17 protein-coding genes, 1 tRNA gene and 1 pseudogene are annotated in these 22,963 nt (G+C 55.7%); 10 read left to right on the forward strand and 9 right to left on the reverse strand.

Translation table 11 applies throughout. From position 1 onward, the window contains the following. Nucleotide 1: 1 nt before the first annotated feature. From DSD31_RS22880 to DSD31_RS22890, 3 genes and pseudogenes are all read left to right on the forward strand, one after another. Nucleotides 2-567: pseudogene (locus DSD31_RS22880) on the forward strand (phage polarity suppression protein). Nucleotides 568-1,163: 596 nt separating this feature from the next. Continuing rightward, nucleotides 1,164-2,450: an SIR2 family protein gene (locus tag DSD31_RS22885; RefSeq protein ID WP_085846707.1), complete on the forward strand. Its 1,287-nt coding sequence runs from the start codon at nt 1,164-1,166 to the stop codon at nt 2,448-2,450. Between the two features lie 2 nt (nt 2,451-2,452). After that, nucleotides 2,453-4,174 carry an ATP-binding protein gene (locus DSD31_RS22890; protein ID WP_085846699.1) on the forward strand — a complete coding sequence of 574 codons (1,722 nt, stop codon included), beginning with the start codon at nt 2,453-2,455 and terminating at the stop codon, nt 4,172-4,174. A 38-nt stretch (nt 4,175-4,212) separates the two neighbouring features. Here DSD31_RS22890 and DSD31_RS22895 read toward each other — a convergent pair whose 3' ends face one another. Further along, the gene (locus DSD31_RS22895; protein WP_113991332.1) at nt 4,213-5,472 is read right to left on the reverse strand and encodes a tyrosine-type recombinase/integrase; all 1,260 of its coding nucleotides are present in this window, start codon (nt 5,470-5,472) and stop codon (nt 4,213-4,215) included. Nucleotides 5,473-5,624: 152 nt separating this feature from the next. After that, nucleotides 5,625-5,709 (reverse strand) — tRNA-Leu (locus DSD31_RS22900). A 278-nt stretch (nt 5,710-5,987) separates the two neighbouring features. Here DSD31_RS22900 and ahr point away from each other — a divergent pair. From ahr to DSD31_RS22935, 7 genes are all read left to right on the forward strand, one after another. Further along, on the forward strand, nt 5,988-7,007 hold the full coding sequence (gene ahr, locus DSD31_RS22905; RefSeq protein ID WP_015585286.1) for an NADPH-dependent aldehyde reductase Ahr: 1,020 nt from the start codon (nt 5,988-5,990) through the stop codon (nt 7,005-7,007). Nucleotides 7,008-7,164: 157 nt separating this feature from the next. Next, nucleotides 7,165-8,037, forward strand: a complete 873-nt coding sequence (locus DSD31_RS22910; protein ID WP_004857408.1) for a carbohydrate ABC transporter permease — start codon at nt 7,165-7,167, stop codon at nt 8,035-8,037. Next, the gene (locus tag DSD31_RS22915) at nt 8,027-8,914 is read left to right on the forward strand and encodes a carbohydrate ABC transporter permease (protein WP_004857406.1); all 888 of its coding nucleotides are present in this window, start codon (nt 8,027-8,029) and stop codon (nt 8,912-8,914) included. Before DSD31_RS22910 ends, DSD31_RS22915 begins: the two co-directional genes overlap by 11 nt. 10 nt (nt 8,915-8,924) lie before the next feature. Beyond that, nucleotides 8,925-9,749, forward strand: a complete 825-nt coding sequence (locus tag DSD31_RS22920) for a phosphodiesterase (RefSeq protein ID WP_113991333.1) — start codon at nt 8,925-8,927, stop codon at nt 9,747-9,749. Between the two features lie 5 nt (nt 9,750-9,754). Beyond that, nucleotides 9,755-10,828, forward strand: coding sequence for an ABC transporter ATP-binding protein (locus DSD31_RS22925; protein WP_113991334.1), 1,074 nt, complete (start codon nt 9,755-9,757; stop codon nt 10,826-10,828). Then, the gene (locus tag DSD31_RS22930) at nt 10,821-12,131 is read left to right on the forward strand and encodes an ABC transporter substrate-binding protein (protein WP_015585288.1); all 1,311 of its coding nucleotides are present in this window, start codon (nt 10,821-10,823) and stop codon (nt 12,129-12,131) included. The genes DSD31_RS22925 and DSD31_RS22930 overlap by 8 nt, the downstream gene beginning before the upstream one ends. Nucleotides 12,132-12,535: 404 nt before the next feature. Next, nucleotides 12,536-13,294, forward strand: coding sequence for an IclR family transcriptional regulator (locus tag DSD31_RS22935; protein WP_004857393.1), 759 nt, complete (start codon nt 12,536-12,538; stop codon nt 13,292-13,294). Between the two features lie 4 nt (nt 13,295-13,298). Here DSD31_RS22935 and DSD31_RS22940 read toward each other — a convergent pair whose 3' ends face one another. From DSD31_RS22940 to iolG, 7 genes are all read right to left on the reverse strand, one after another. Continuing rightward, nucleotides 13,299-14,918, reverse strand: coding sequence for a glycoside hydrolase family 43 protein (locus tag DSD31_RS22940; RefSeq protein ID WP_104897053.1), 1,620 nt, complete (start codon nt 14,916-14,918; stop codon nt 13,299-13,301). A gap of 12 nt (nt 14,919-14,930) precedes the next feature. Continuing rightward, nucleotides 14,931-16,310, reverse strand: coding sequence for a glycoside-pentoside-hexuronide (GPH):cation symporter (locus tag DSD31_RS22945; RefSeq protein WP_004857385.1), 1,380 nt, complete (start codon nt 16,308-16,310; stop codon nt 14,931-14,933). Nucleotides 16,311-16,669: 359 nt separating this feature from the next. Beyond that, the gene (locus DSD31_RS22950; RefSeq protein ID WP_113991335.1) at nt 16,670-18,637 is read right to left on the reverse strand and encodes a YjhG/YagF family D-xylonate dehydratase; all 1,968 of its coding nucleotides are present in this window, start codon (nt 18,635-18,637) and stop codon (nt 16,670-16,672) included. Nucleotides 18,638-18,651: 14 nt separating this feature from the next. Next, nucleotides 18,652-19,560: a dihydrodipicolinate synthase family protein gene (locus DSD31_RS22955; RefSeq protein ID WP_015585290.1), complete on the reverse strand. Its 909-nt coding sequence runs from the start codon at nt 19,558-19,560 to the stop codon at nt 18,652-18,654. Between the two features lie 496 nt (nt 19,561-20,056). Beyond that, nucleotides 20,057-20,956: a myo-inosose-2 dehydratase gene (gene iolE / locus DSD31_RS22960; RefSeq protein ID WP_004857371.1), complete on the reverse strand. Its 900-nt coding sequence runs from the start codon at nt 20,954-20,956 to the stop codon at nt 20,057-20,059. A gap of 23 nt (nt 20,957-20,979) precedes the next feature. Beyond that, entirely contained in the window at nt 20,980-21,864 is an 885-nt protein-coding gene (locus tag DSD31_RS22965; protein WP_004857366.1) for a sugar phosphate isomerase/epimerase family protein, read from the reverse strand. A 42-nt stretch (nt 21,865-21,906) separates the two neighbouring features. Continuing rightward, nucleotides 21,907-22,920 (reverse strand): bifunctional inositol 2-dehydrogenase/D-chiro-inositol 1-dehydrogenase, encoded by a 1,014-nt coding sequence (gene iolG / locus DSD31_RS22970; protein WP_004857363.1) that lies wholly within the window; start codon nt 22,918-22,920, stop codon nt 21,907-21,909. Between the last annotated feature and the right edge of the window lie 43 nt (nt 22,921-22,963).

The following is a 22,963-nucleotide window of genomic DNA, read 5'->3' on the forward strand; positions in this document are numbered from 1 at the left end:
CATGACCACCCTTACGCTACAGCAAGCTTTGAGGCCTGTCAGAAGAACGAAACCGCCTGGCTGAATCGTAAAGCCGAACTCGCGGCCGCAGAGCAGGAATACCGCGAGCAGATGCTGGCCGGGGATGACCGTATACCGGGCAGAATGCAGACATTGCGCGACATTATCGACGTCAAAAAATGGGAGATTAATCAGGCCGCCGGGCGCTATATCTGCTCCCATGAAGCGGTGCAGCGCATCAGTACCCGCAACCGGCTGAATGACTTCATGCAGGCACACGGAGCAAAGCTCGCCGCCACGCTGGCACCTGAGCTGATGAGGATTAAAATGCAGCCTGCAAAGATAAAAAACCATACGCTCGACCGTTCGGCGCATTGCCTGCGCGAAGCGCTGCCCGTGTGGCTGAGTACCGGTGAAGTAATTAATTATGCCGCAGAAGACAGCGATATTTTAACGGCCATCGGATTCAGGCCTGACGCGGCTTCGCGGGTGGATAATCAGGAAAAATACACCCCCGCGCAGAGCCTGATTTATGCCCGCCGGCGCACGGAACTGGCCGGCAGGTAGCCCCCGCAAAAAATCCCCGAAAATACCGCTATTTTTCCTGAATTAAGCCATGCATCCACAGGGGGCATGGTTTTGCATGCGCTTTCCCGTCCCGTCATTCCCTTCGCAGACCCGTCCCGGCGCAGTCTGATCCCCCCGATGCACCTGCATGAAAACCGACCCACGAAGCGGGCAGGCGTGGCGGGGAGAGCACTGCGCGCCAGCGGTAAAGTATTTATTTAATGATATTTAATTTCGCGCCCTGAGCGCGTCGCTGCGCTGCGCGGGTTTGCATGAGTATCTACGATGCTTTCAAGGGTTTGGAGAGCTTCTGATACGCTCTGAGACGGGGGGAAGCTACAACCGCCCTCATTCGGGTATAATCACTTTTAGTGTTGAGAGTATAGATTTGAGCAGAACATCTCATTCTCCCCCCTCCTTTCCAGCTCCAAGCCTGATGTAACCTGCTCCAAAACGAGTATATTCCCTCATAAAGCTTCTCAGTAACGTATTGAACGCAAGATATTTTAATATTGTATTTATGGTTACTTTTTCTTCTTCATCATGTGTAGTAAATTGAAGGGACAACTTCCTGACGACATCAATGGATAATGATCATGGCTACCAATCCTGACGGATACCTCTCTTATTTGAAACCAGGCAGTACTGACTGGAAAGCATTAGATTATAAATCATATATATATTGGCGTGATCGCAGGCAGAACCAAATATTAGAAGATGCAGGCACACCAATTCCGCAACCATTACCTCTATCCGAAGGAGAAAATAAAAAATTAAAAGACAACCAAGCATATATTAATGAATTTTTATTAAAATCATTACAATTCCCGAACCTCTCATTCTTCGCTGGTAGCGGCACGTCACTAGGTGATGTTGGTGGACCAAGCATGTGGGATCTTTGGAAGTTTGCAATGTGGGAAAACCCTTTATTGCTAGAAAATGGGCAATTGAAGCCAGATGCAATAACTGTTTGTGATAAAGTAAGATATTCAGAACGAGACTACCCAAACATTGAACACTTTCTTTCAAATTGTGAAGCATACTTAGCTTTCCATGATGATGAAAATGTATTGAATTTTTTAAACCAAGTTAAATTGATTATTTTAGACAAATGTCGTTCATTTATTGATGATGGAAATTGCGATCTTACAGCCTACGTGAATTTACTTCAAAAAATGGCAAGAAGAAGAGTAAGAGACCCTAGGCTTAAAGTTTTTACCACTAACTATGATTTAACTTTTGAAACAGCTGCTTCAGAATTAGGAATGATGGTAGTAGATGGTCTTTCCTATACAGGCCTTCGTAGGTTCGATGGTAAGTACTTTAACTATGATGTCGTGAAAAGAGATGAAAACGAGCACGAATTTATAGAAGGTGTATTCCAATTATTCAAACTTCACGGCTCAGTTAGTTGGATAAGAAAAGATGGGCAAATCTATGAATCTAACAAACCTGAAGCCACAAACGCTTGTCTAATTTATCCTGCCAAAGGTAAATACCAACAAGCTTTTATCCAACCTCACTTGGAGTTACTTTCAAGACTTCTTGATTTCTTAAGAAAAAAGAATAATTGTCTAGTGATATCTGGGTTTGGTTTTAATGATGATCACCTTTCTGAACCAATTTATTCAGCAATTAAATCGAATCCGAGCATGCGATTAATTGTTGTGGATTATAAATGTGCAACCCATATACAAAACAATGGAGAAAACGGCTCAAGCAAATATTGGCCATTGCTAATGGAACTTGCATTATCAGGATATGATATACATTTTATAAACTCCTCATTTATTGATTTTGTCAAACTAGTTCCTAATCTCAAAGCATTAACACCAGCCGAACAATTAGCTAAAATCATAAAACAAGTTGGAGCTAACGATTAAATATGAAAAACATAACACTTCAACTTGGAATTCTAAGAAATGATCTAAAGGTGGGAGTTATTTCATCAATTTTCGCTCAAACCGTCAGAGTTAACCTAAATTATGCCGGTGAAATTAGCGGCACATATTTAGATGGCTCTAGATATGGTAAAGGCGAAGTTGGGGAAATATTATTAATTGAAGGTCAACAATCCATAGTATTAGGGCGATTAATAGAAGTTAAACTACCCGAACGTGATAGAGGAGAGATATCTGGTGAGTTACATAAGAACTATAAAGTTGATGCCGTAGGGGTAATTCAATTACTTGGTACAATAGATCCATCGAATTTCCGTATTGATTCAGGAATAAAATCCTACCCTCGATTAGGTGATAGAGTTTACTCTGCTCCTTTGGACTTTATATCTTTAATCCCAGAACTAATTAATAAAGGTCTCGTAAGTGATGAGGAAGAACGGGTCGGAATTGTTTTAGGAAATATTTCAGGAGGTTCTACAAGTATAGTCACAGTTGAGCCAGATAAACTTTTTGGAAGACATTGCGCCATTCTTGGTGCTACTGGAGGAGGAAAAAGCTGGACAACAGCTAAACTGATAGAAGAATGCTCTAATTATGAAAATTCCAAGACAATAATCATTGATGCAACAAGCGAATATAGATCATTTCAATCAGAACACTGCTTACATTACCATTTAAGCTCACCAATAAATAAAAACATTAACTCCTTAGAGTTTAGAATACCACCTACTGATTTCATTGAATCAGATTTTGTTGCTATGTTTGATCCCTCTGGTAAGGTTCAGGGACCTAAACTTAAAGAGGCCATAAAAAGCCTTAGATTAGTATCATTAGACCCAACCATTGCAACTGATGGTATTTTGAAAAAAATAAACCAACCTAAAACAGATTATCGCCGCGCGATGAATACAGGAGATAACTCAAAACTTGTTGATAATCCATCCCAACCTTTTGATATAACTAAACTCATAAAGCAAATCGTTCAGGAATGTTGTTACGACAATGGTGACAATTCTTGGGGAAACGCTGCAACTCAAGACTTAAGCTATTGCTCTTCTCTTTTAACAAGAATTCAAGCTGTCACTTATGCGAGCTCATTAAAATCTGTTTTTAATAGTGGCGAGGAAATTGAAACATTAGGAACAATATTAGAATCCTTTTTATTGTCTAATAAACGGGTGCTCAGGTTATGCCTTAGTGATGTAAGCTATGAATTCTATGCAAGAGAAATTCTTGCAAATGTTATTGGAAGAAAGCTTTTAACACTAGCTCGTCTAGAAAAATTCAGACTTAATCCATTATTAGTCATAGTAGACGAAGCCCATAACTTTCTTGGTAAGCGAGTGGGATCAGAAGATCATGCGGTTAAACTTGATGCTTTCGAGATGATCGCAAAAGAAGGTCGAAAGTATGGCCTAAATATTTGCCTAACAACACAAAGGCCTAGAGATATTACAGAAGGTGTACTTAGTCAAATTGGAACCTTGTTAGTCCATCGTTTAACGAATGATAGAGATAGAGATGTTGTTGAGCGAGCTTGTGGTGAAATTGATAAATCTGCAGCATCATTTTTACCAAGCCTCAAGCAAGGAGAAGTTGCTCTGGTTGGTGTTGATTTCCCAATCCCCATGACTATACAAATAGACAAGCCTATATATCCTCCTGAATCTGATTCTCCAGGATACAGTAAAATATGGAAAAAATGATATACAGGGTCTTACGACCCTGTTTGAAGTAACATCAATTAAATAGGGCTTTTACCAAAATCATAGGGCGTTATATAGCCCTGTGCATTTATATAAAGGTAATCAGCCCACCACTGCACCATCAGTCTCCGCTCATCCAAATGCTCGGACGTATGGATATAAGCTGCACGCACATTGTTACGCTCTGAGTGGCTCAACTGACGTTCTATCGCATCATCGCTCCATAACCCTGACTCACCGAGCGCACCACGCGCCATCGTCCTGAATCCATGCCCGCAAACCTCGGTTTTCGTGTCATACCCCATAGCACGCAATGCGCTGTTTACCGTGTTTTCACTCATAACCTTTGTTGCGTCATGATCACCCGGAAAAAGCAGCTCTTTATCACCACTAATCTGCTTTAACTGGTTTAGCAAAATCATCGCCTGCCGACTAAGCGGAACTATATGCTCCTCTTTCATCTTCATGCCACGGTATGAGTAACGCACGCCTTTAATTTCTTCTCGCTTTGCAGGCACACGCCAAAGAGATTTATCGAAATCAAACTCTTCCCAACGAGCAAAGCGTAACTCGCTGGAACGTACAAAAGTTAGCAGAGAAAGCTCAACCGCGATCCGCGTCATTACACGGCCACGATATGCAGCAAGACGAGCAAGAAACTCAGGGAACCGGCTAGAGGGTAAAGCAGGATAGTGTCTTGCTTTGGTTGTTGATAAAGCACCAGCCATATCACTGGCCGGGTTAGAGTCTATGTAATCGTTCTGGACGGCATAACGCATAATGGCCGTGACACGCTGCTGAAGACGCTGCGCGACGTCATGCTTGCCACTGGCATCAACCTTTTTAATCGGGGCTAACAGGTGGCTGGTTTTGAGCTGGCGAATGTCGGACGAACCGATATGAGGGAAGATATAAAGCTCAAGATAGCGAAGAACTCTCGCTCTATGGTCTTCACTCCAGCGCTTGTTGCTGGCATGCCATTCGCGAGCAATGGTTTCGAAAGTGTATGTCCCCGAACTCTCAGCCTGAGCTTCTTTCTGTTCGGCTTTTGGGTCAATGCCCTGCACTAACAGCTTTTTAGCTTCGTCGCGCTTTGCTCTTGCCTGAGCAAGCGTCACAGTAGGCCAAACACCAAAAGCGAGGCGATCCTCTTTTTTGTCTGAGGGGCGTCTGTATTTCATGCGCCAGTATTTAGAACCCTTAGCCGAAACCTCCATATACAAACCGCCACCATCGGCCATTTTGTAGGTTTTGTCTTTAGGCTTTGCGGTCTCTACCTGCCTGGCGTTGAGCTTCATTTTGGGGGCACATTTCTAATCGAAGTTAAGATGCCCCCAATGACATCCTGATTTCAACGGACAACCTCGGACGACGCAGGACGTAAAAATCGCTGCAAGCATTGATTTTTAAGGGATGATTGGACTTTCTCGGATGGTCTTGGAAGTACTAATGGTGCCGAAGGCCGGACTCGAACCGGCACGTATTTCTACGGTTGATTTTGAATCAACTGCGTCTACCGATTTCGCCACTTCGGCACTGAAGGGATACGGAAACGTTGTGGATTATACCTGTCGATGGCCGCCATGCAAGCAGCAGCGTGTCTCCGCCACGCTAAGTGTCGAAAAAAACAGCGCCCGGCCTGCTCAGGAGCGTCTCAGGTCACATTTTCCCCTTCGCCAGCCCGGCAAGCTTACCCCTTACCCCTTACCCTTCCCTCTTCGATTGCCCCGTCTGCCTGCCTCCTTCTGCCAAGCGTCGCCCCGCCCCATGCTCTACACTTTCTGTTTATCTACGCCAAAGCAAGGAAATCGTGATGAGCACAATTAAAAGCTACGCCGCCAAAGAAGCGGGCGCCGATCTGTCGCTGTGGGAGTACGACGCGGGCGAACTGCTGCCGCAGGATGTCGAAGTACAGGTTGAATACTGCGGCATCTGCCACTCCGACCTGTCGATGATCGACAACGAATGGGGCATGTCGAGCTATCCGCTGGTTGCCGGCCATGAGGTGATTGGCCGCGTGGCGGCGCTGGGCAGCGCGGCGCAGGATAAAGGGCTGAAAGTCGGCCAGAAGGTGGGCATCGGCTGGACGGCCCGCAGCTGCGGGCACTGCGATGCCTGCATCAGCGGCAACCAGATCAACTGCCTCGAAGGCTCGGTGCCGACCATCATCAACCGCGGCGGCTTTGCCGATAAGCTGCGCGCCGACTGGCAATGGGTGATCCCGCTGCCGGAGAGTATCGATATCGAATCCGCCGGCCCGATGCTGTGCGGCGGGATCACCGTCTTTAAACCGCTGCTGATGCACCACGTCACCGCCACCAGCCGCGTGGGCGTCATTGGTATCGGCGGCCTCGGCCATATCGCCATTAAGCTGCTGCGCGCCATGGGCGCCGAAGTGACTGCCTTCAGCTCCAGTCCGGCAAAAGAGCAGGAAGTGCTGGCGATGGGCGCCGATCGAGTGGTGAACAGCCGCGATCCTGAAGCCCTAAAAGCGCTGGCCGGCCAGTTCGATCTGATCATCAACACCGTAGCGGTGGATCTCGAATGGCAGCCGTACTTCGAAGCGCTGGCGTACGGCGGCAACTTCCATACCGTCGGCGCGGTGATGAAGCCGCTACAGGTTCCCGCCTTTACCCTGATTGGCGGCGACCGCAGCATTTCTGGTTCAGCTACCGGCAACCCGTCCGAGCTGCGCAAGCTGATGAAGTTTGCCGGACGCAGCAAAGTGGCCCCGACTACCGAGCTGTTCCCGATGTCGCAGATCAACGAGGCGCTGAAACACGTGCGCGAGGGTAAAGCCCGCTATCGCGTGGTGCTGAAAGCCGACTTCTAGCCCCCCTTATCCGCCGGGCGGCGCGTCTGCCCGGCCTGTTCCCTCAGCCGGCGCCCGCTGAAGGTTCATTAAACGGTCATCTCCCCGCCATCCCCTTGCAGTCATTCGTTCTCACAATCCGGGCTTCCATAAACGCCTGAACGAGACGTCTGCCACCATGAGAAAAACCTGGCTCCCCTGGCTGATACTGTCGCCCTCCCTGCTGTTTTTACTGCTGTTTACCTGGTTCCCGCTGGGCCGTTCGGTGTACGACAGCCTGTTCGATACCCGCATGGCCAGCGACAACGCGCCGTTCGTCGGGCTGGATAACTTCGTCCGCCTGTTCGCCGATAACGTCTTCTGGCAGTCGCTGCTCAACAACCTGCTCTATATCCTGCTGACGGTGGTCCCCGGCGTGACGCTGGCCCTGCTGCTGGCCGTCGCGCTGAGCGAAAACCACCGCGTTAACCGCTGGCTGCGCACCGCCTTTTTCTTCCCGATGATTATCCCGATGGTCAGCGCCGCCGCGCTGTGGCTGTTTATCTTTATGCCCGGGCTCGGCCTGCTCGACCACTATCTGGCGAAGCTGTTCGGGCCGATGAACAACAACTGGCTGGGGCGCAGCAACAGCGCCCTGCTGGCGCTGGCGTTGATCGGCGTATGGAAGTTCGCCGGCTACTACATGCTGTTCTTCCTCGCCGGGTTGCAGAGCATCCCGGCTTCAACGCGCGAAGCGGCGATCATGGAAGGCGCCACCCGCAGCCAGGTGTTCTTTAAGGTGACGCTGCCGCTGCTGCGCCCGACCCTGAGCTTCGTGATCACCACCGCGCTGATCTACTCCATCACCCAGATTGACCACGTGGCGGTGATGACCCGCGGCGGGCCGGATAATGCCACCACCGTGCTGCTCTACTACATCCAAAATCTGGCGTGGGATACCCACGACCTCGGCAAAGCCTCCGCCGCCACCTTCCTGACCCTGGCCGGGCTGTTCGCCTTCTCGCTGCTTAACCTCAAACTGCTGGAGAAAGGAGCCCACTATGAGCGCTGAAGCCTCGCCGCTGGTTGTTCGTTCGCCGGTCGCCTCACTACCGCTGTGGCTGCGCCTGCGTCGCTCGCAGCCGTTCACCCTCAGCGTGCTGATGTGCTGCCTGGCTCTGCTGTGGGTCAGCCCGTTTATCTGGATGCTGGCTACCGCGTTCAGCGCCACCACCTTCGGCGAGGATATGGCCTCCCTGCTGCCGCGCCTGCCGCTGACGCTGGATAACTTCCGCGACGCCTGGGCCAGCGCCGACTGGCTAAGCCTCTACGCCAACACCCTTATTTTTACCTTCGGCACCTTCTTCGTGCAGCTGTTGACCATCACCACCGCCGGCTATGTCTTCGCCTGCCACCAGTTCCGCGGCAAGCAGACCCTGTTCCTGCTGTTCCTGGTCCAGCTGATGATCATGCCGGTGGTGATGATGGTGCCGAACATGCTGACTCTGAAGACCTTCGGCCTGCTCAACACTCTCACCGGGGTGATGATGCCCTACTTCACCTCGGCGTTCGGCGTGTTCCTGATGCGCCAGGCGTTCCTCGCCATCCCCAAAGAGCTGGAAGAAGCCGCGCTGATGGAGGGCTGCCGCTGGTGGCAGGTGCTGTTCCGCGTGCTGCTGCCGATGTCCTGGCCGTCGGTGCTGGCCTTCGCCACCGTCAGCATTACCTACCACTGGAACGAGTATCTGTGGCCGCTAATGATGCTCAACGATCCCGATAAGCAGGTGCTGACCGTGGGGCTGGTCTCCTTCGCCATGGGCGCCGAATCCGGCGGCCAGTGGGGCACCATCGGCGCCGGGACGCTGATGGTCTGCCTGCCGCTGATGCTGGCGTTCATCCTTTTCCAGAAACAGTTCCTGCGAAGCTTCGGCTTCTCCGGGATCAAATAAGGAGTTATCTATGCTGTTAGCCCAGATTTCCGATACCCATTTCCGCAGCCGCGGGCAGAAGCTGTACGGCTTTATCGACGTCAACGCCGCCAATGCCGACGTGGTCTCCCAGCTCAACGCCCTGGCGGAGCGCCCGGACGCGGTGGTGGTCAGCGGCGATATCGTCAACTGCGGCCGCCCGCAGGAGTACGAGGTTGCCCGCCAGATCCTCGGCTGCCTGAACTATCCGCTGTATCTGATCCCCGGCAATCACGACGATAAAGCCCTGTTTCTCGAATACCTGCATCCGCTGTGCCCGCAGCTCGGCAGCGACCCGCAGAACATGCATTACGCGGTGGACGACTTCGCCACCCGCCTGCTGTTTATCGACTCCAGCCGCGCCGGCACCTCCAGCGGCTGGCTGACCGACGAAACCATCAAATGGCTGGAGGCCCAGCTGTTCGACGGCGGCGATAAGCCGGCGACGGTGTTTATGCACCACCCGCCGCTGCCGCTGGGCAATGCCCAGATGGACCCCATCGCCTGCGAAAACGGCCATCGTCTGCTGGCGCTGGTGGAGCGCTTCCCTTCCCTGACGCGCATCTTCTGCGGTCATAACCATAGTCTGACCCTGACCCAGTATCGCCAGGCGATCATCTCCACCATCCCGGGAACCGTCCATCAGGTGCCCTATTTCCACGAAGACCGCCGCCCGTACTACGACCTGTCGCCGGCGTCGTGCCTGATGCACCGCCAGGTCGGCGAGCAGTGGGTCAGCTACCAGTACCCGCTGACCCACCACGCCGGGCCGTGGCTGTATGACGAAAACATCAGTTGCCCAACGGAAGAGCGTTAATTCTCATGCTTAGTTTACAAAACATCAGTAAGCGTTTCGACGGTAAACCGGCCCTCGACGCCCTCTCCCTCGATATTCACGAAGGCGAATTCGTGGTGCTGGTCGGCCCCTCCGGCTGCGGCAAAAGCACCCTGCTGCGCCTGCTGGCCGGGCTGGAGCCGGTGAGCGAAGGCGAGATCTGGCTGCACGACCAGAACATCACCGCCCTGTCGCCGCGCGAGCGCAACTTCGCGATGATCTTCCAGAACTACGCCCTGTTCCCGCACCTGTCGGTGCGGGACAACATCACCTTCGGCATGAAGGTGCGGAAAGAAGATAAGGCCAGCTGGCAGCCGCGGGTCGATAAAGTGGCGCAGATGCTACAGCTGGAAACGCTGCTGGACCGCAAGCCGGCGAAGCTCTCCGGCGGCCAGCGCCAGCGGGTAGCGATGGCCCGCGCCATCGTGCGCAACCCGCGCCTGTTCCTGATGGACGAACCGCTCTCCAACCTCGACGCGCGTCTGCGCAGCGAAGTACGCGACAGCATCATGGATCTCCACCAGCAGCTAAAAACCAGCACCGTCTACGTCACCCACGATCAGACCGAGGCGATGTCGATGGCCGATCGCATCGTGGTGATGAACGGCGGCCACGTCCAGCAGGTCGGGCGGCCGGAGTACCTCTACGCCCATCCGGCCAACCTGTTCGTTGCCGGGTTTATCGGCTCACCGGCGATGAATCTGCTGTCGCTGCCCTGCGCCGACGGCGAGGTGCAGCTCGGCGACCTGCGCCATCCGCTGCCGCCGCACTACCGTGACGAGTCCCGGGTCTGGTTCGGCATTCGTCCGGAACATATCAGCGATCGCGTGGAGGAGGGGCATCTGCGCCTCTGTGCCACCGTCCTGCAACGAGAACTGATGGGAGCCGATTATCTGCTCCACGTCAGCACCCCCATCGGCACCCTGCGCTTTAGCCGCCGCCATCGCGGCGCGGTACCGGAGAAAGGCGACACGCTGATCCTCGGCTTCTCGCCTGCCGATATTCATCTTTTTCATGCTGAGCAACAGCACAATTTACTCCAGGAGATTGACCATGCTTAAACCTCTGACGGCTCTCGCGGTTGGGTTAAGCCTCGCGCTGAGCGGCGCGGCGCTGGCAAAAGAGAAGATCGATTTCATGTTCCCGGCGCCGGTAGACGGCAAGCTGACCATGGAGATGACCCGCGTCATCAAAGCCTTTAACGATTCGCAGCAGGATGTCGAAGTGCGCGGGATCTTCACCGGCAACTACGACACCACCAAGATCAAAGCGGAATCGGCGCAGAAGGCCGGACAGCCGCCGGCATTGGTGATCATGTCCGCCAACTTCACCACCGATCTGGCGCTGAAGGATGAGATCCTGCCGATGGACGATCTGTTCCAGTATGGCGATCAAAAAGCGGGGGACTTCCTGGTCAAGGAGTTCTGGCCGGCAATGCATAAGAACGCCCAGGTGATGGGCACCACCTACGCTATTCCGTTCCATAACTCGACGCCGATCCTCTACTACAACAAAACGATGTTCGATCGGGCCGGGATCGCGCAGCCGCCGCAGACCTGGGCCGAGCTGCTGGCGGATGCCAAAAAGCTAACCGACGAGAGCAAAGGCCAATGGGGGATCATGCTGCCGTCGACCAACGATGACTACGGCGGCTGGATCTTCTCGGCGCTGGTACGCGCCAACGGCGGAAAATACTTTAACGAAGACTATCCGGGCGAGGTCTACTACAACGCGCCGACCACCATCGGGGCGCTGCGCTTCTGGCAGGATCTGATCTACAAAGACAAAGTGATGCCCTCCGGCGTGCTCAACTCGAAGCAGATCAGCGCCAGCTTCTTCTCCGGCAAGGTCGGGATGGCGATGCTCAGCACCGGCGCGCTGGGCTTTATGCGCGAGAACAGCAAAGATTTTGAGCTCGGGGTGGCGATGCTGCCGGCGAAAGAGCAGCGTGCGGTACCGATCGGCGGCGCCAGCCTGGTGAGCTTTAAAGGTATCAACGACGCGCAGAAGAAAGCGGCCTATCAGTTCCTGACGTATCTGGTGAGCCCGCAGGTCAACGGCGCATGGAGCCGCTTCACCGGCTACTTCTCGCCGCGCAAAGCCTCGTACGATACGCCGGAGATGAAGGCCTATCTGCAGCAGGATCCGCGCGCGGCGATTGCTCTGGAGCAGCTGAAGTACGCCCATCCGTGGTACTCCACCTGGGAGACCGTCGCCGTGCGTAAAGCGATGGAGAACCAGCTGGCGGCGGTGGTTAACGATGCCAAAGTGACGCCGGAAGCGGCGGTGCAGACGGCGCAGAAAGAGGCCGATACCCTGATGAAGCCGTACGTCGACAAAACCGCCCTCGCTGAGGTGAAGTAAGCCCCTTGTCGCTCCGGCGCCTCTCCCCGGTGGCGCGCTGCTTACCGGGGATACAGACCAGCGCCGTACCGTAGCCCGGGCAAGGGGTTTACCCCGCCGCCCGGGAACCTCCCGCTGGCGCGACGCTTACCGGGGATACAGACCAGCGCCGTACCGTAACCTCCCGCTGGCGCGACGCTTACCGGGGATACAGACCAGCGCCGTACCGTAACCTCCCGCTGGCGCGACGCTTACCGGGGATACAGACCAGCGCCGTACCGTAGCCCGGGCAAGGGGTTTACCCCGCCGCCCGGGAACCTGCTCCCCGAGGTGATATTGCTCGCCCTTTCCACGCCAGCCGTTTGATTTTTCAGCGTAAAAAGGGTACGTTTTCACCTTCCCCCCAGCGTGAGCAGTCGTGCATTATGCCTATTATTCAGTCTGTTGAACGAGCCCTGACGATCCTCGACCTGTTTAACGAACAAGCCACGGAACTGAAGATCACCGATATCAGCAAACAGATGGGCCTCAGTAAAAGCACCCTCCATTCGCTGCTCAAAACCTTACAGCTGCACGGCTATATCGATCAGAATCCGGAAAACGACAAATACCGCCTGGGCATGAAGCTGGTTGAACGCGGCCATTTTGTCGTAGGGACGATGGATATTCGCCAGAAGGCGAAAAGCTGGCTGACGGATCTCTCGCAGCGCACCGGGCAGACCACTCACCTCGGCATTCTTGACGGCCACGAAGGCGTCTACATCGAGAAAATCGAAGGCAGGCTCGCCGCTATCGCCTACTCGCGCATCGGCCGTCGGCTCCCCATCCACGCAACGGCGATCGGTAAGGTCCTGATCGCCTGGCTGAGCGAGGCGGAGCAAAATACTCTGCTGGAAGGCTATCAGTACACGCCGTTTACCCCCGCAACGCTGACCTCCCGCGAGGCGCTGCTGGCGGCGCTGGCGCAAACCCGCGCCCAGGGCTATGCGCAGGACAGCGAAGAGAATGAGCAGGGCGTGCGCTGCGTGGCGGTACCGGTGTGGAACCATGAATCGCGGGTCATTGCCGCACTGAGTCTGTCAACGCTCACCTCTCGCGTCGATGAGGCTGAGCTCGCGCGCTATCGCGCCTTGCTGGAAGAGGCCGGGCGCCAGCTATCGAAAGCGCTGGGCTACCCGGCCTGAGGGGTTATCCGACTACCGGCTCATAGCTGAAGTAGTCAAAGTCCGCATAGCAGCCGTCGCCGCTGATATCCTCGCAGTGCAGGCCGACAAAGGCGCCGGTAAAGAACCCGCGCCCGCCGATGTAATCGTCCGACAGCTTCCAGGCGGCATATTCCACCGGCACGGTGTGCCACTGCTCGCCGTCAAACGAGTAGCTGTAGCGATAGACGAGATGGTCGACGTCGACCCGGAGCCATATGCTCTGCTCGGCATCCGGTACCGCGATCGGGTGTTCATGCAGCGGCCACGACGGCACGTTATGATCGAGCTGCAACACCTTAATGGTTCTGCCCTGTCCCTCTTCATAGTCAACGAAGCAGTAGCTCCAGTTTTTGCTGTTGTAATAACAGGTTAATCCGGCGCTCTGTTGAAAATTCTGCGGGGCAAACTCCATTCGCGTTTCGGCGCGGAAGGCAAAGTGCTGCCAGCGCCGGGCGACGGTGGACTGGGTGAACGTCGAGTTGAGCGAATCGTTGCCGTACAGGCGCAGAAAGCCGGGACGGGCATTCAGCGACCCTAAGGTGTCATCGAAGGGAATACGCAGCGTTTGCAGTTCCGGGTTGAGCGTCGGGCGGTTGAACTCTTCTCGCCAGCGCTCATCAGCCACGACACGACTTTCAGCCATTTGCGGCCCCGGCACGTTTAGCTGCGCGTGTTTTCCCCCTTCCACCGACGGCCAGCCGTCGTGCCAGGCGATGCGCGCGATGCCGGTTTCCCGCCCCAGCGAGCAGTAGCCGCGCCCGCCGGAGGCCAGCAGCGGCACACCGGGCAAGCGCTGCGGACGGCTGGTGAGATAGGCCATATACCATTCGCCGGTGTGGGTCTCCAGCAGCGAACCGTGGCCGCTTTTCTGCAGCGGATTTTCCGGCAGATGCCAGCTGGTCATCAGCGTCCCGTCCGGATGCAGTTCGTACGGCCCGTCGATATTTTTCGCTCTGAGCACCACCACCGCATGTTCATAACTGGTGCCGCCTTCGGCCACCAGCAGATAGTACCAGCCCTCTTTATGGTACAGATGGGCCCCTTCGGTATAGCGCAGCGCCGTGCCGGTAAACAGGGTTTTTCGCGTCTTCGACAGGGTCTGCGTCTGCGGGAAATACTCCTGCAGGACGATCGTACAGTGCGGGTCACTGTGGTGACGCGGCCCCCACGGGCGGTAAATATAATATTTACGCCCGTCCGAATCGTGAAACAGCGACGGGTCAAAGCCGCCGTTACCCATCGCGATCGGTTCACTCCACGGCCCCTCAATAGAGGGGGCGGTGACCAGATAGTTGCGACCGTTTTTCCACGGCGAGTCGACGATTTTCACATCGGTATACAGCAGCCAGAACAGCCCGTCGGCGTAGCTCAGACACGGCGCCCAGATCCCGCCGGAGTCGGGGTTGCCTTTCATATCCAGCATCGACACGCGATCCAGCGGCGTGCTCACCAGCGACCAGTTTTTCAAATCCCGCGAGTGGTAAATCCGCACTCCCGGAAACCACTCGAAGGTGGAGGTGGCGATGTAGTAATCCTCGCCCTGGCGACACATTGACGGATCCGGGTTAAAACCGGTCAGAATCGGGTTAGTTATCGTGTACATATTGCCTCCTGCTTAATGGGATGTCGCGGCAGCGGCAGCAGGGACGCCCTCTTCCTGCGCCGCGCGATGTTGACGTAACTGCTGGCTGATGGCCTCCACCCGGGCATCGGTCAGCTTGTAGAGTGAGAGCATGGTGAACATGCCGATATAGAGCACCACCGGCACCACACAGAACAGGATTTTGATGGTGGTTAGCACCTCAACCGGCTGCACGCTGCTGCTGGCGGAGTAGTTCACGTAGGCCAGAATCCAGCCCACCACCGCGCCGCCAATGGCCAGGCCAATCTTCAGACTGAACAGGTAGGTGGAAAAAACCAGTCCGTCGAGACGGCGGCCGCTGCGGCTTTCTTCGTAATCCACTACGTCAGAGGCCATCAGCCACTGCAGCGGCGTGGTGGTGTTGAAAACGAACAGGAAGACGATGTTGAGCGCGAAAATCAGCGCGATATAGTCAGCCGGGGTAACGAAAATCAGCAGGCTAATCAGGGAATAGACCACGATAATCCCTTTAAAGGCCTTCACCCGATCGAAGCGCCCGAGCAGGCGCGAAGAGGCCAGCGAACCGAACATGGTGGCGATGCTGCCGTAGAGCAGAAACTGCATCGCCAGCTCCGGGTGGTCCATCACGTATTTCACGAAGTAGAGCGTTGCCCCGCCGCGAACCACGTTGGAGCAGGTCGCCATCATTTTGAAAGCACACATGATTCGCCACTGAGTGTTGCCGAACAGCAGCTTAAGATCTTTCGCCACCGATGCGCCCGGCTGCACGTCGAAGGTATAGCGCTCTCTGGTCGTGAAGAAGCACACATACAGCAGCACGACGCCGGTCAGCCCGAGCACGCACATGGCGCCAAAGTACCCCACCTGCTCGTTGCCTTTGCCAATGATGCTCACCAGCGGCAGCGCAATCCCGCTAATCGCCAGCGATCCCGCGGCCGCGAGGAAAAAACGCCACGACTGCAGGGCATGGCGCTCTTTCGGATCCGCCGTAATCACCCCCGGCATCGCGCAATAGGGGACGTTAACGAAGGTGTAGACCAGCGTCAGCAGAATATAGGTCACGCAGGCATAGATAATTTTGCCCTGCGCGGAAAAGTCCGGCGTGTAGAAGGTCAGCATACAGACGATGCCGAACGGAATGGCGCCCCACAACAGGAACGGGCGGAACTGGCCGTAGCGGGTACGGGTGCGGTCCACCAGCAGCCCCATCAGCGGATCGGTGACGGCATCCAGCACGCGGGAAACCAAAAACAGCGTGCCCATAATACCGGCGGAGAGGCCAAACACATCGGTGTAGAAATAGGCCAGCAGAAACATCGTCGCCTGCCAGACGAAACCGCACGCGGTATCGCCCAGCCCGTAGCCGATTTTATCTTTCATGGTTAATTGCATATTTATCCCCAACCCCAATGAGTGGAATGGCGCAAACGTCAGGGACCTGAAAAGGGAATACATACCCGCTGCAACGTCAGGAAATCACCCATTATACGTGTGCTTACTGTTCACGTTTTCGTGTTAATAGAGTGTAAGAAGATGTGCATTTTTACGGCAATGGTCATTTTTAATTTATGAATTATGTTTTTTGGTTTTTGTGATTGCCATCGTTATAAAAAAGGGAAGGCCATAATATTTTTTCGTCTTAATTTTTAAATGGTTACAAAAAACAAAAAATAAGCATAATGGTATTTAATGCAGACGCAAAAAAGCCGTCCGCGGACTATTTCCGCAGACGACATTGCAGCTGAATTTAATTAAATACCGAGCGCTTTTTTACCGGCGTTTATAACCTCGATAATTTTATCTGTATCGTATATACAGCCTTTCCATGTCCCGCCGCTGACCGATTGCAGCGCCGCCCACAGGCGGGTATCGTCCGGTAAAAAATCATGGGCGTGCAAATCGGGATGCGGCGTTCTTGCCGCCAACTCTGCCGCCCCCTCTTCCGGCGTCAGCCGCTGGTGCGCCGTACCGATAAAATTGACGTGACCGGTGAGCGCCAGCCTGTCGACGACGATCTCAATCACATCGTCATCGCGCAGCTTGCCGATGGGTCCGCCCGCCAGCGCTTCCGGGGCGACGTGGCCGAAGCAGGCGCCGGTCGACACGCCGGAGAAACGGGCATCGGTGATCAGCGACACCGTCTTCCCCCACGAGACATGTTTCAGCGCCGAGGTGAGCTGATAGGTCTCTTCCATGCCGGTCCCGGACGGCCCGCCGCCGATCACCACCATAATATCGCCCTGCTCGATCTCGCCGTTTTTGATCGCCTTGATCGCCCGGGCTTCCGAAACAAATACCCGCGCCCGTCCGGTGTGGCGATACACGCCGTCGTCATCCACCACCGACGGATCGATCGCCGTGGCTTTGATCACCGAACCTTCCGGCGCAATATTGCCTACCGGGAAGGCCACCGTGGAAGTGAGGCCTTTGGCTTTCGCCCGCGCCGGCGGGAGGATCACATCATCCGGATCGACGCCGTCCTGTTCGCGCAGACACTGCCGGAATTTCTCACGCCGCTCGGAAGTCTGCCACCAGTCGAGGTTTTCTCCCACCGTCTGACCGGTGACCGTCATCGCATCCAGATGCAGCAGACCAAGATCGCGCAAGTGCAGCATCACTTCCGGTACTCCGCCGGCGAGGAAAGCCCGCACCGTGGGGTGGTAGTCCGGCCCGTTCGGCAACACGCTGACCAGACGCGGGACGCTGCGGTTGATCCGCGTCCAGTGTGCGACATCAGGAATGGTGCACCCCGCCGCATGGGCGATGGCGGGAATGTGCAGCAGAAGGTTGGTCGAGCCGCCGAACGCCGCGTGGATAACCATCGCGTTTTCGATCGCCTTATCGGTCAGAATATCGCGCGTGGTAATGCCGCGATTATCCAGCTCACTCACCGCCCGCGCCGACTGGCGAGAGATTTCCAGCCAGACGTCCTGCCCCGACGGCGCCAGCGCCGAGTGCGGCAGCGCCATGCCGAGCGCTTCCGCAACGACCTGCGAGGTCCCCGCCGTGCCCAGGAACTGGCAGCCGCCCCCTGGCGAAGCGCAGGCGCGACAGCCTAATTCCGCCGCTTCCTGCAGCGACAGCTCGTGGTTGGCGTAGCGTGCGCCGATGGTCTGGACTTTACCGGCATCTTCGCCAAAGGTCGGCGGCAGCGTCGCCCCGCCGGGCACCAGAATCGTCGGCAGGTCATGCATTGCCGCCAGGGCGATCATGGTCGCCGGCAGGCCTTTGTCGCAGGTCGCCACGCCGATCACCGCCCGACGCGTCGGCAGCGAGCGGATCAGACGACGAAACACGATCGCCGCATCGTTGCGGTACGGCAGGGAGTCGAACATGCCGTGCGTACCCTGAGAGCGCCCGTCGCACGGGTCGCTGACGAAGGCGGCGAAAGGAATCCCGCCATTGCGGGTAATCTCCCTGGCCGCCGCCTGCATCTGCAGGCCAATTTCCCAGTGGCCGGTGTGGTAACCCAGCGCCACCGGGCGGCCGTCGCCGGCGCGAATCCCACCCTGAGTGCCGATAATCAGCACCTCTTTGCCGGTGAGTTTGTTGGCGTCCCAGCCCATGCCGGCGTTTTGCGTCATCCCGAACAGATTGCCGCTCGGCGACTCCATCAGCATTTGCGGCGTCAGCGGCAGCGCACCCTGCGGGCCGGCAGCATGGGTGATGACCGCATAAAACGCATCATTCTGGGGCGTGAAAATCGTCTCTATTGCCATCTTAATTTTCCGGTTCAGCAGAGTCTGAGCTGTTGTAGTAGCGTTTTGAGCTGCCGCTTTTTCGCCTCGTCCAGCGGAGAGGACGGGGGCAGCACATGCGTGGAGATCGGCCGCCCGCACAGCACGATCGCCTCTTTAATCACATTCACAAACGGCGTATCCAGCTGGTACAGCTGCGGGATTTGCAGCAGCGTCTGATGGTAGCGCGCGGCTTCCGCCAGGTTGCCGTCGCGGAAGGCCTGCAGCAGCTTTACCGAGATCTGCGGGGCAAAGTTACCGCTGGCCGAGATGGCCCCGTCGCCGCCCAGCAGCAGGGTGTTAAACAGGTGGTCATCGTAACCGCACAGCACCGAGAAGTGCGGGTGCGCCGATTTCACCGTCTCAATCATGCTACGCAGATGAGCCACCGAGTCGATGGTGTCTTTGATGCCGACAATATTGCTGCGCGAGTCGGCGAGAGTTTTGACCAACGCGGGCGTCAGATCCTGACCGCTCAATGCCGGGAAGTTATACAGCAGCACCGGCAGCGTGACGCTCTCGGCTACCTGCTGGAAGTAGCGAATCAGGTTGGGCTCAGAGACTTTCCAGTAATAGGGGTTAATGACCACGATCCCGTCGGCGCCGGCCTGCTGCGCGTGCTGGCTGAGTTCGATGGTCTCCCGGGCGTTGGTGCCGCCGGTACCAATCAGTACCGGTACCCGGCGATCGACGTGGGCGATGGCGAAGGCGGCAATGGCTTTGCGCTCATCGGCATTAAGCTGCGAGAACTCCCCGCCGCTGCCGAGGAAGAACAGGCCGTCGACGCCCGCGGCGATCATGTCGTCGATCAGCGCGGCGGTACCCGGTTTATCGAACTGGCCATCGGCGGTAAAAATGGTGGAGACAGGCGGAATAATCCCCGAGAACTGCACGGTTTGCGGCATGAGATCTCCTTGCTGAATCATTTTGTTCTACATTATAGAACAGTGTTCGTTTATTTAACGACCATACTATGTCGCCTGCAAAGAGAAGGTAAATGGGGTGACGGACGTAAGTGCACGTTTTTCAGACTGGATCACAAAATGCTGCAACGCCTTATGCGTGCGACAAACCGGCCTCTCTTGCCCGGGCTACGCACCGACACCCACCGTACCCCGGTAAACATAGCGCCAGCGGGGAGGTTCCCGGACAGCGGGATAAACCCCTGGCCCGGGCTACGCACCGACCCCAGCCGTAGCCCCGGTAAGCATCGCGCCACCGGGGAGTGTTCCTGGATTACAGAAGATGAACTGTTCGCTGTGCGGCCCGTTCGGCAGCAGCAGCGCGGTGCGAGGGGGATTATCAGGGCGTTAACCTGCCATGGACGGGTTTTGTGGTGCGGCCCGTAAAGCGGAAAAAAAGCAGGCCACAACGCTGTGTGGCCTGAAAGTGGATCAACGATTAGATTCCTGCCGTTTCACGAATGTATTTACGCGCTTTGAGGGCGTATTCGAAGGGGTTAGCCAGCGCCGGATCCTGCTCGGCTTCAACCACCATCCAGCCTTTATAGCCGCGATCGTCCAGCAGTTTGAACACCGGACGGAAGTCGATCACGCCATCGCCAGGCACGGTGAAGGTGCCTTTCTTCACGCCATCAAGGAATGACAGCCCTTCACGACGAACCTGCTCAATGACCGACGGGCGCACGTCTTTCAGGTGCACGTGGTTAATACGCGGCAGGTATTTCTCGAGGATCGCCAGCATCGGCGCTTCGCCCCCTTCGGAATACCAGGCATGTCCGGTGTCGTACAGCAGGAAGACTTTGTCATCGACCAGCGACATAAATTTGTCGATCTCTTCGGTGGTCTGAATACCGGTTCCCATATGGTGGTGCAGACACACCTGCATGCCCTTCTCGGCGGCCAGGCGCCCCAGCGTGTTGTAGCCTTCGGCGACACGCTGCCACTCTTCCTCGCTGAAGCAAGGTTTTGCCTCGCCGAGAATCGGTTTTTCCAGCCCCTGAATGCTGCCGCTTTGCTCGGAGCAGCCAATCACTTTCGCCCCCATCGCCTGCAGGAAATTCATGTGATTCACAAACTCGTCAATGGTCTTTTCCCGCTGCCCGTTGGCAAAAAAGGTGCTGAACCAGGCATTGCAGATCTGAATGCCGCGAATATCCAGCATCGGCTTGAGCACCGCCGGATCGCGCGGGTATTTGCTGCCCACTTCGCTGCCGCTAAACCCCGCCAGCGCCATTTCGCTGACTATCTGCTGAAAGGTATTTTCGCTGCCCAGTTCAGGCATATCATCGTTGGTCCAGCCAATAGGGGCGATCGCCAGTTTTACATTATCTTTGTTCATAAAAATGCTCCTGTTGCCGCGCTTTAGCGACGCAGCAATTCACGTTCGATGAGTTCACGGGTTTCCACTGCCTGGTATTTCATTTTTTCCGGGTAGCCAAATAGCGAGGCGGCCACAATCGGCGCGCCGCCGACTTTGAAGGTTTGCTCAGCAAAGTTCATTTCGCGCAGCGTGCGGAACAGCGCGTCGAAATCCACGTCCCCCTCGCCAACGCCAACGTGCTGGTGGACCGCGGCATCCACGCCCGGCGGATTAACGATATAGCGGCAGTGCTTTGTATGATTTCGGGTATCGGCAATCAGCACGTGTGAGAGATCGCCGCCGGCATAGCGCAGCATTTTCTCGACCTCACCTTTCCCTTTGTCATAAAAGAAAGTGTGCGGAACGCTGTATACGTACTTCACATTCTCGCTACGGAACGACTTCACGATATCGACGGTTTCGTTATGTTCTTCGCAGAAGTCCCACGGATGCGCCTGAATCTCCACGCGAATACCTTCGCGCTCGAAAATGGGCAGCAGCTCGTCCATCGAGCGATAGAACATCTCTTCACAGATCTCCGGCTGATTCGGATCGCCGGAAAACTCGGTGTTGATCACCTGCACACCCATTTCTACCGCCACTTCGATCAACCGTTTCCAGTTTTTTACCGCCGCCTGACGGCGCAGTTCATCCGGGCCGGACCAGCGGTAAACGCAGATAAACGAAGAGATCTCCACGCCAGTTTCACGCAGCGCCTGTTTGTACTCGGCAATCACTTCCCGACCGGCGCGCGGGTGTTTGTAGAACGGGTTAATCTGCGGATGGGGCGATTGCTCAATGTACTTGTAACCCCATTCCGCAACCTGGTGGACCATCCGGGTAATCCCGAGATCGCGAATCACATCAACGTCGAAAGCAATTTTCATCGTCGTTACCTGTTCAAAGAAGTTCCGTAAGCGGGAGACGGATTAGCGCTGATAGAACGCCGGGCACTCGGGCAGCGTCACCGCGACCGGTTCGCTGCTCTCCTGCGCCTGCAGGCAGGCATCGGCCGCAACGGAGGCCGCATAGCCGTCCCATGCCGACGGTCCCTGCAGCTGGCCGGCTTTCACATCATTGATAAAGGCCTGCAGCTCCACGTCGTAGGCTTTGATAAAACGATCTTTCCAGTCGGTCAGGATCGCGGTCGACAGATTGGCGCTTTTACGCATCTGGATCGCAGATGGCTCCGGCAGACGGGCAATCCCCGTTTCCCCGACTACTTCGCACTGGATGTCGTAGCCGTACTGGCAGTTGACGAACACTTCGACGTCGATCAGGGTGCCTTTACGCGTTTCGAAGGAGACGATCTGCGGATCTCTCAGGCGCGGATGGGTGTGAGAGGTCGAGCGCGGGAAACGCACCTGTACCGAACGGTAGTCATCGTTGAGCAGCCAGCGCAGCACGTCCAGCTCGTGGATCAGGGTGTTGGTGATCGCCATGTCGGTGGTGTAGTTCTCGCCGACCGACTGGTTACGGTGCGCGCAATGCAGCATCAGCGGCGCGCCAATATCGCCATCATCAATGACTTTTTTCAGCGCCAGGTAGCCTTCATCGTAAGGGCGCATAAAGCCGACCTGCACCAGGCGGCGGCCCGCTTTCATTTCCGCATCGACAATGCGTCGGCAGCCTTCCGCACTCATCGCCAGCGGCTTCTCGCAGAACACCGGTTTGCCGGCGGCGATCGCCGCGAGGGTATACTCTTCGTGCGTCGGATCCCACGAGGTGACAAGGATAGCGTCGACATCGCCGGAGCGGATAACATCGTGGCCGTCGGTGTAGATTTCCGCCTGCACGCCCGGCAGCGCTACCGCCGCACGTGCGCTCTCCGCATTGATATCCGACACCGCCACCACGGTGGCTCCCTGTAAGACCTGGGTGCAACGACGGATATGTTCTTTACCGATGGCGCCAGCGCCGATGACACCTAATTTGAGTGACATAGTGGTTTTCTCCGTGATTCTGTAGGGTTCAAGGTGAGCGTTC

Source organism: Klebsiella sp. X13 (assembly GCF_003323835.1).
Classification (GTDB): Bacteria; Pseudomonadota; Gammaproteobacteria; order Enterobacterales; family Enterobacteriaceae; genus Klebsiella; species Klebsiella ornithinolytica.

Excerpts from the sequence above, each read along its gene's own strand:
- DSD31_RS22915 (WP_004857406.1), top strand. The coding sequence starts at position 8,027 with ATGAGCGCTGAAGCCTCGCCGCTGGTTGTTCGTTCGCCGGTCGCCTCA.
- DSD31_RS22925 (WP_113991334.1), top strand. The coding sequence starts at position 9,755 with ATGCTTAGTTTACAAAACATCAGTAAGCGTTTCGACGGTAAACCGGCC.
- DSD31_RS22910 (WP_004857408.1), top strand. The coding sequence starts at position 7,165 with ATGAGAAAAACCTGGCTCCCCTGGCTGATACTGTCGCCCTCCCTGCTG.
- DSD31_RS22895 (WP_113991332.1), bottom strand. The coding sequence starts at position 5,472 with ATGAAGCTCAACGCCAGGCAGGTAGAGACCGCAAAGCCTAAAGACAAA.
- ahr (WP_015585286.1), top strand. The coding sequence starts at position 5,988 with ATGAGCACAATTAAAAGCTACGCCGCCAAAGAAGCGGGCGCCGATCTG.
- DSD31_RS22940 (WP_104897053.1), bottom strand. The coding sequence starts at position 14,918 with ATGTACACGATAACTAACCCGATTCTGACCGGTTTTAACCCGGATCCG.
- DSD31_RS22890 (WP_085846699.1), top strand. The coding sequence starts at position 2,453 with ATGAAAAACATAACACTTCAACTTGGAATTCTAAGAAATGATCTAAAG.
- DSD31_RS22945 (WP_004857385.1), bottom strand. The coding sequence starts at position 16,310 with ATGCAATTAACCATGAAAGATAAAATCGGCTACGGGCTGGGCGATACC.
- DSD31_RS22950 (WP_113991335.1), bottom strand. The coding sequence starts at position 18,637 with ATGGCAATAGAGACGATTTTCACGCCCCAGAATGATGCGTTTTATGCG.
- DSD31_RS22965 (WP_004857366.1), bottom strand. The coding sequence starts at position 21,864 with ATGAAAATTGCTTTCGACGTTGATGTGATTCGCGATCTCGGGATTACC.
- iolE (WP_004857371.1), bottom strand. The coding sequence starts at position 20,956 with ATGAACAAAGATAATGTAAAACTGGCGATCGCCCCTATTGGCTGGACC.
- DSD31_RS22885 (WP_085846707.1), top strand. The coding sequence starts at position 1,164 with ATGGCTACCAATCCTGACGGATACCTCTCTTATTTGAAACCAGGCAGT.
- iolG (WP_004857363.1), bottom strand. The coding sequence starts at position 22,920 with ATGTCACTCAAATTAGGTGTCATCGGCGCTGGCGCCATCGGTAAAGAA.
- DSD31_RS22920 (WP_113991333.1), top strand. The coding sequence starts at position 8,925 with ATGCTGTTAGCCCAGATTTCCGATACCCATTTCCGCAGCCGCGGGCAG.
- DSD31_RS22935 (WP_004857393.1), top strand. The coding sequence starts at position 12,536 with ATGCCTATTATTCAGTCTGTTGAACGAGCCCTGACGATCCTCGACCTG.
- DSD31_RS22955 (WP_015585290.1), bottom strand. The coding sequence starts at position 19,560 with ATGCCGCAAACCGTGCAGTTCTCGGGGATTATTCCGCCTGTCTCCACC.
- DSD31_RS22930 (WP_015585288.1), top strand. The coding sequence starts at position 10,821 with ATGCTTAAACCTCTGACGGCTCTCGCGGTTGGGTTAAGCCTCGCGCTG.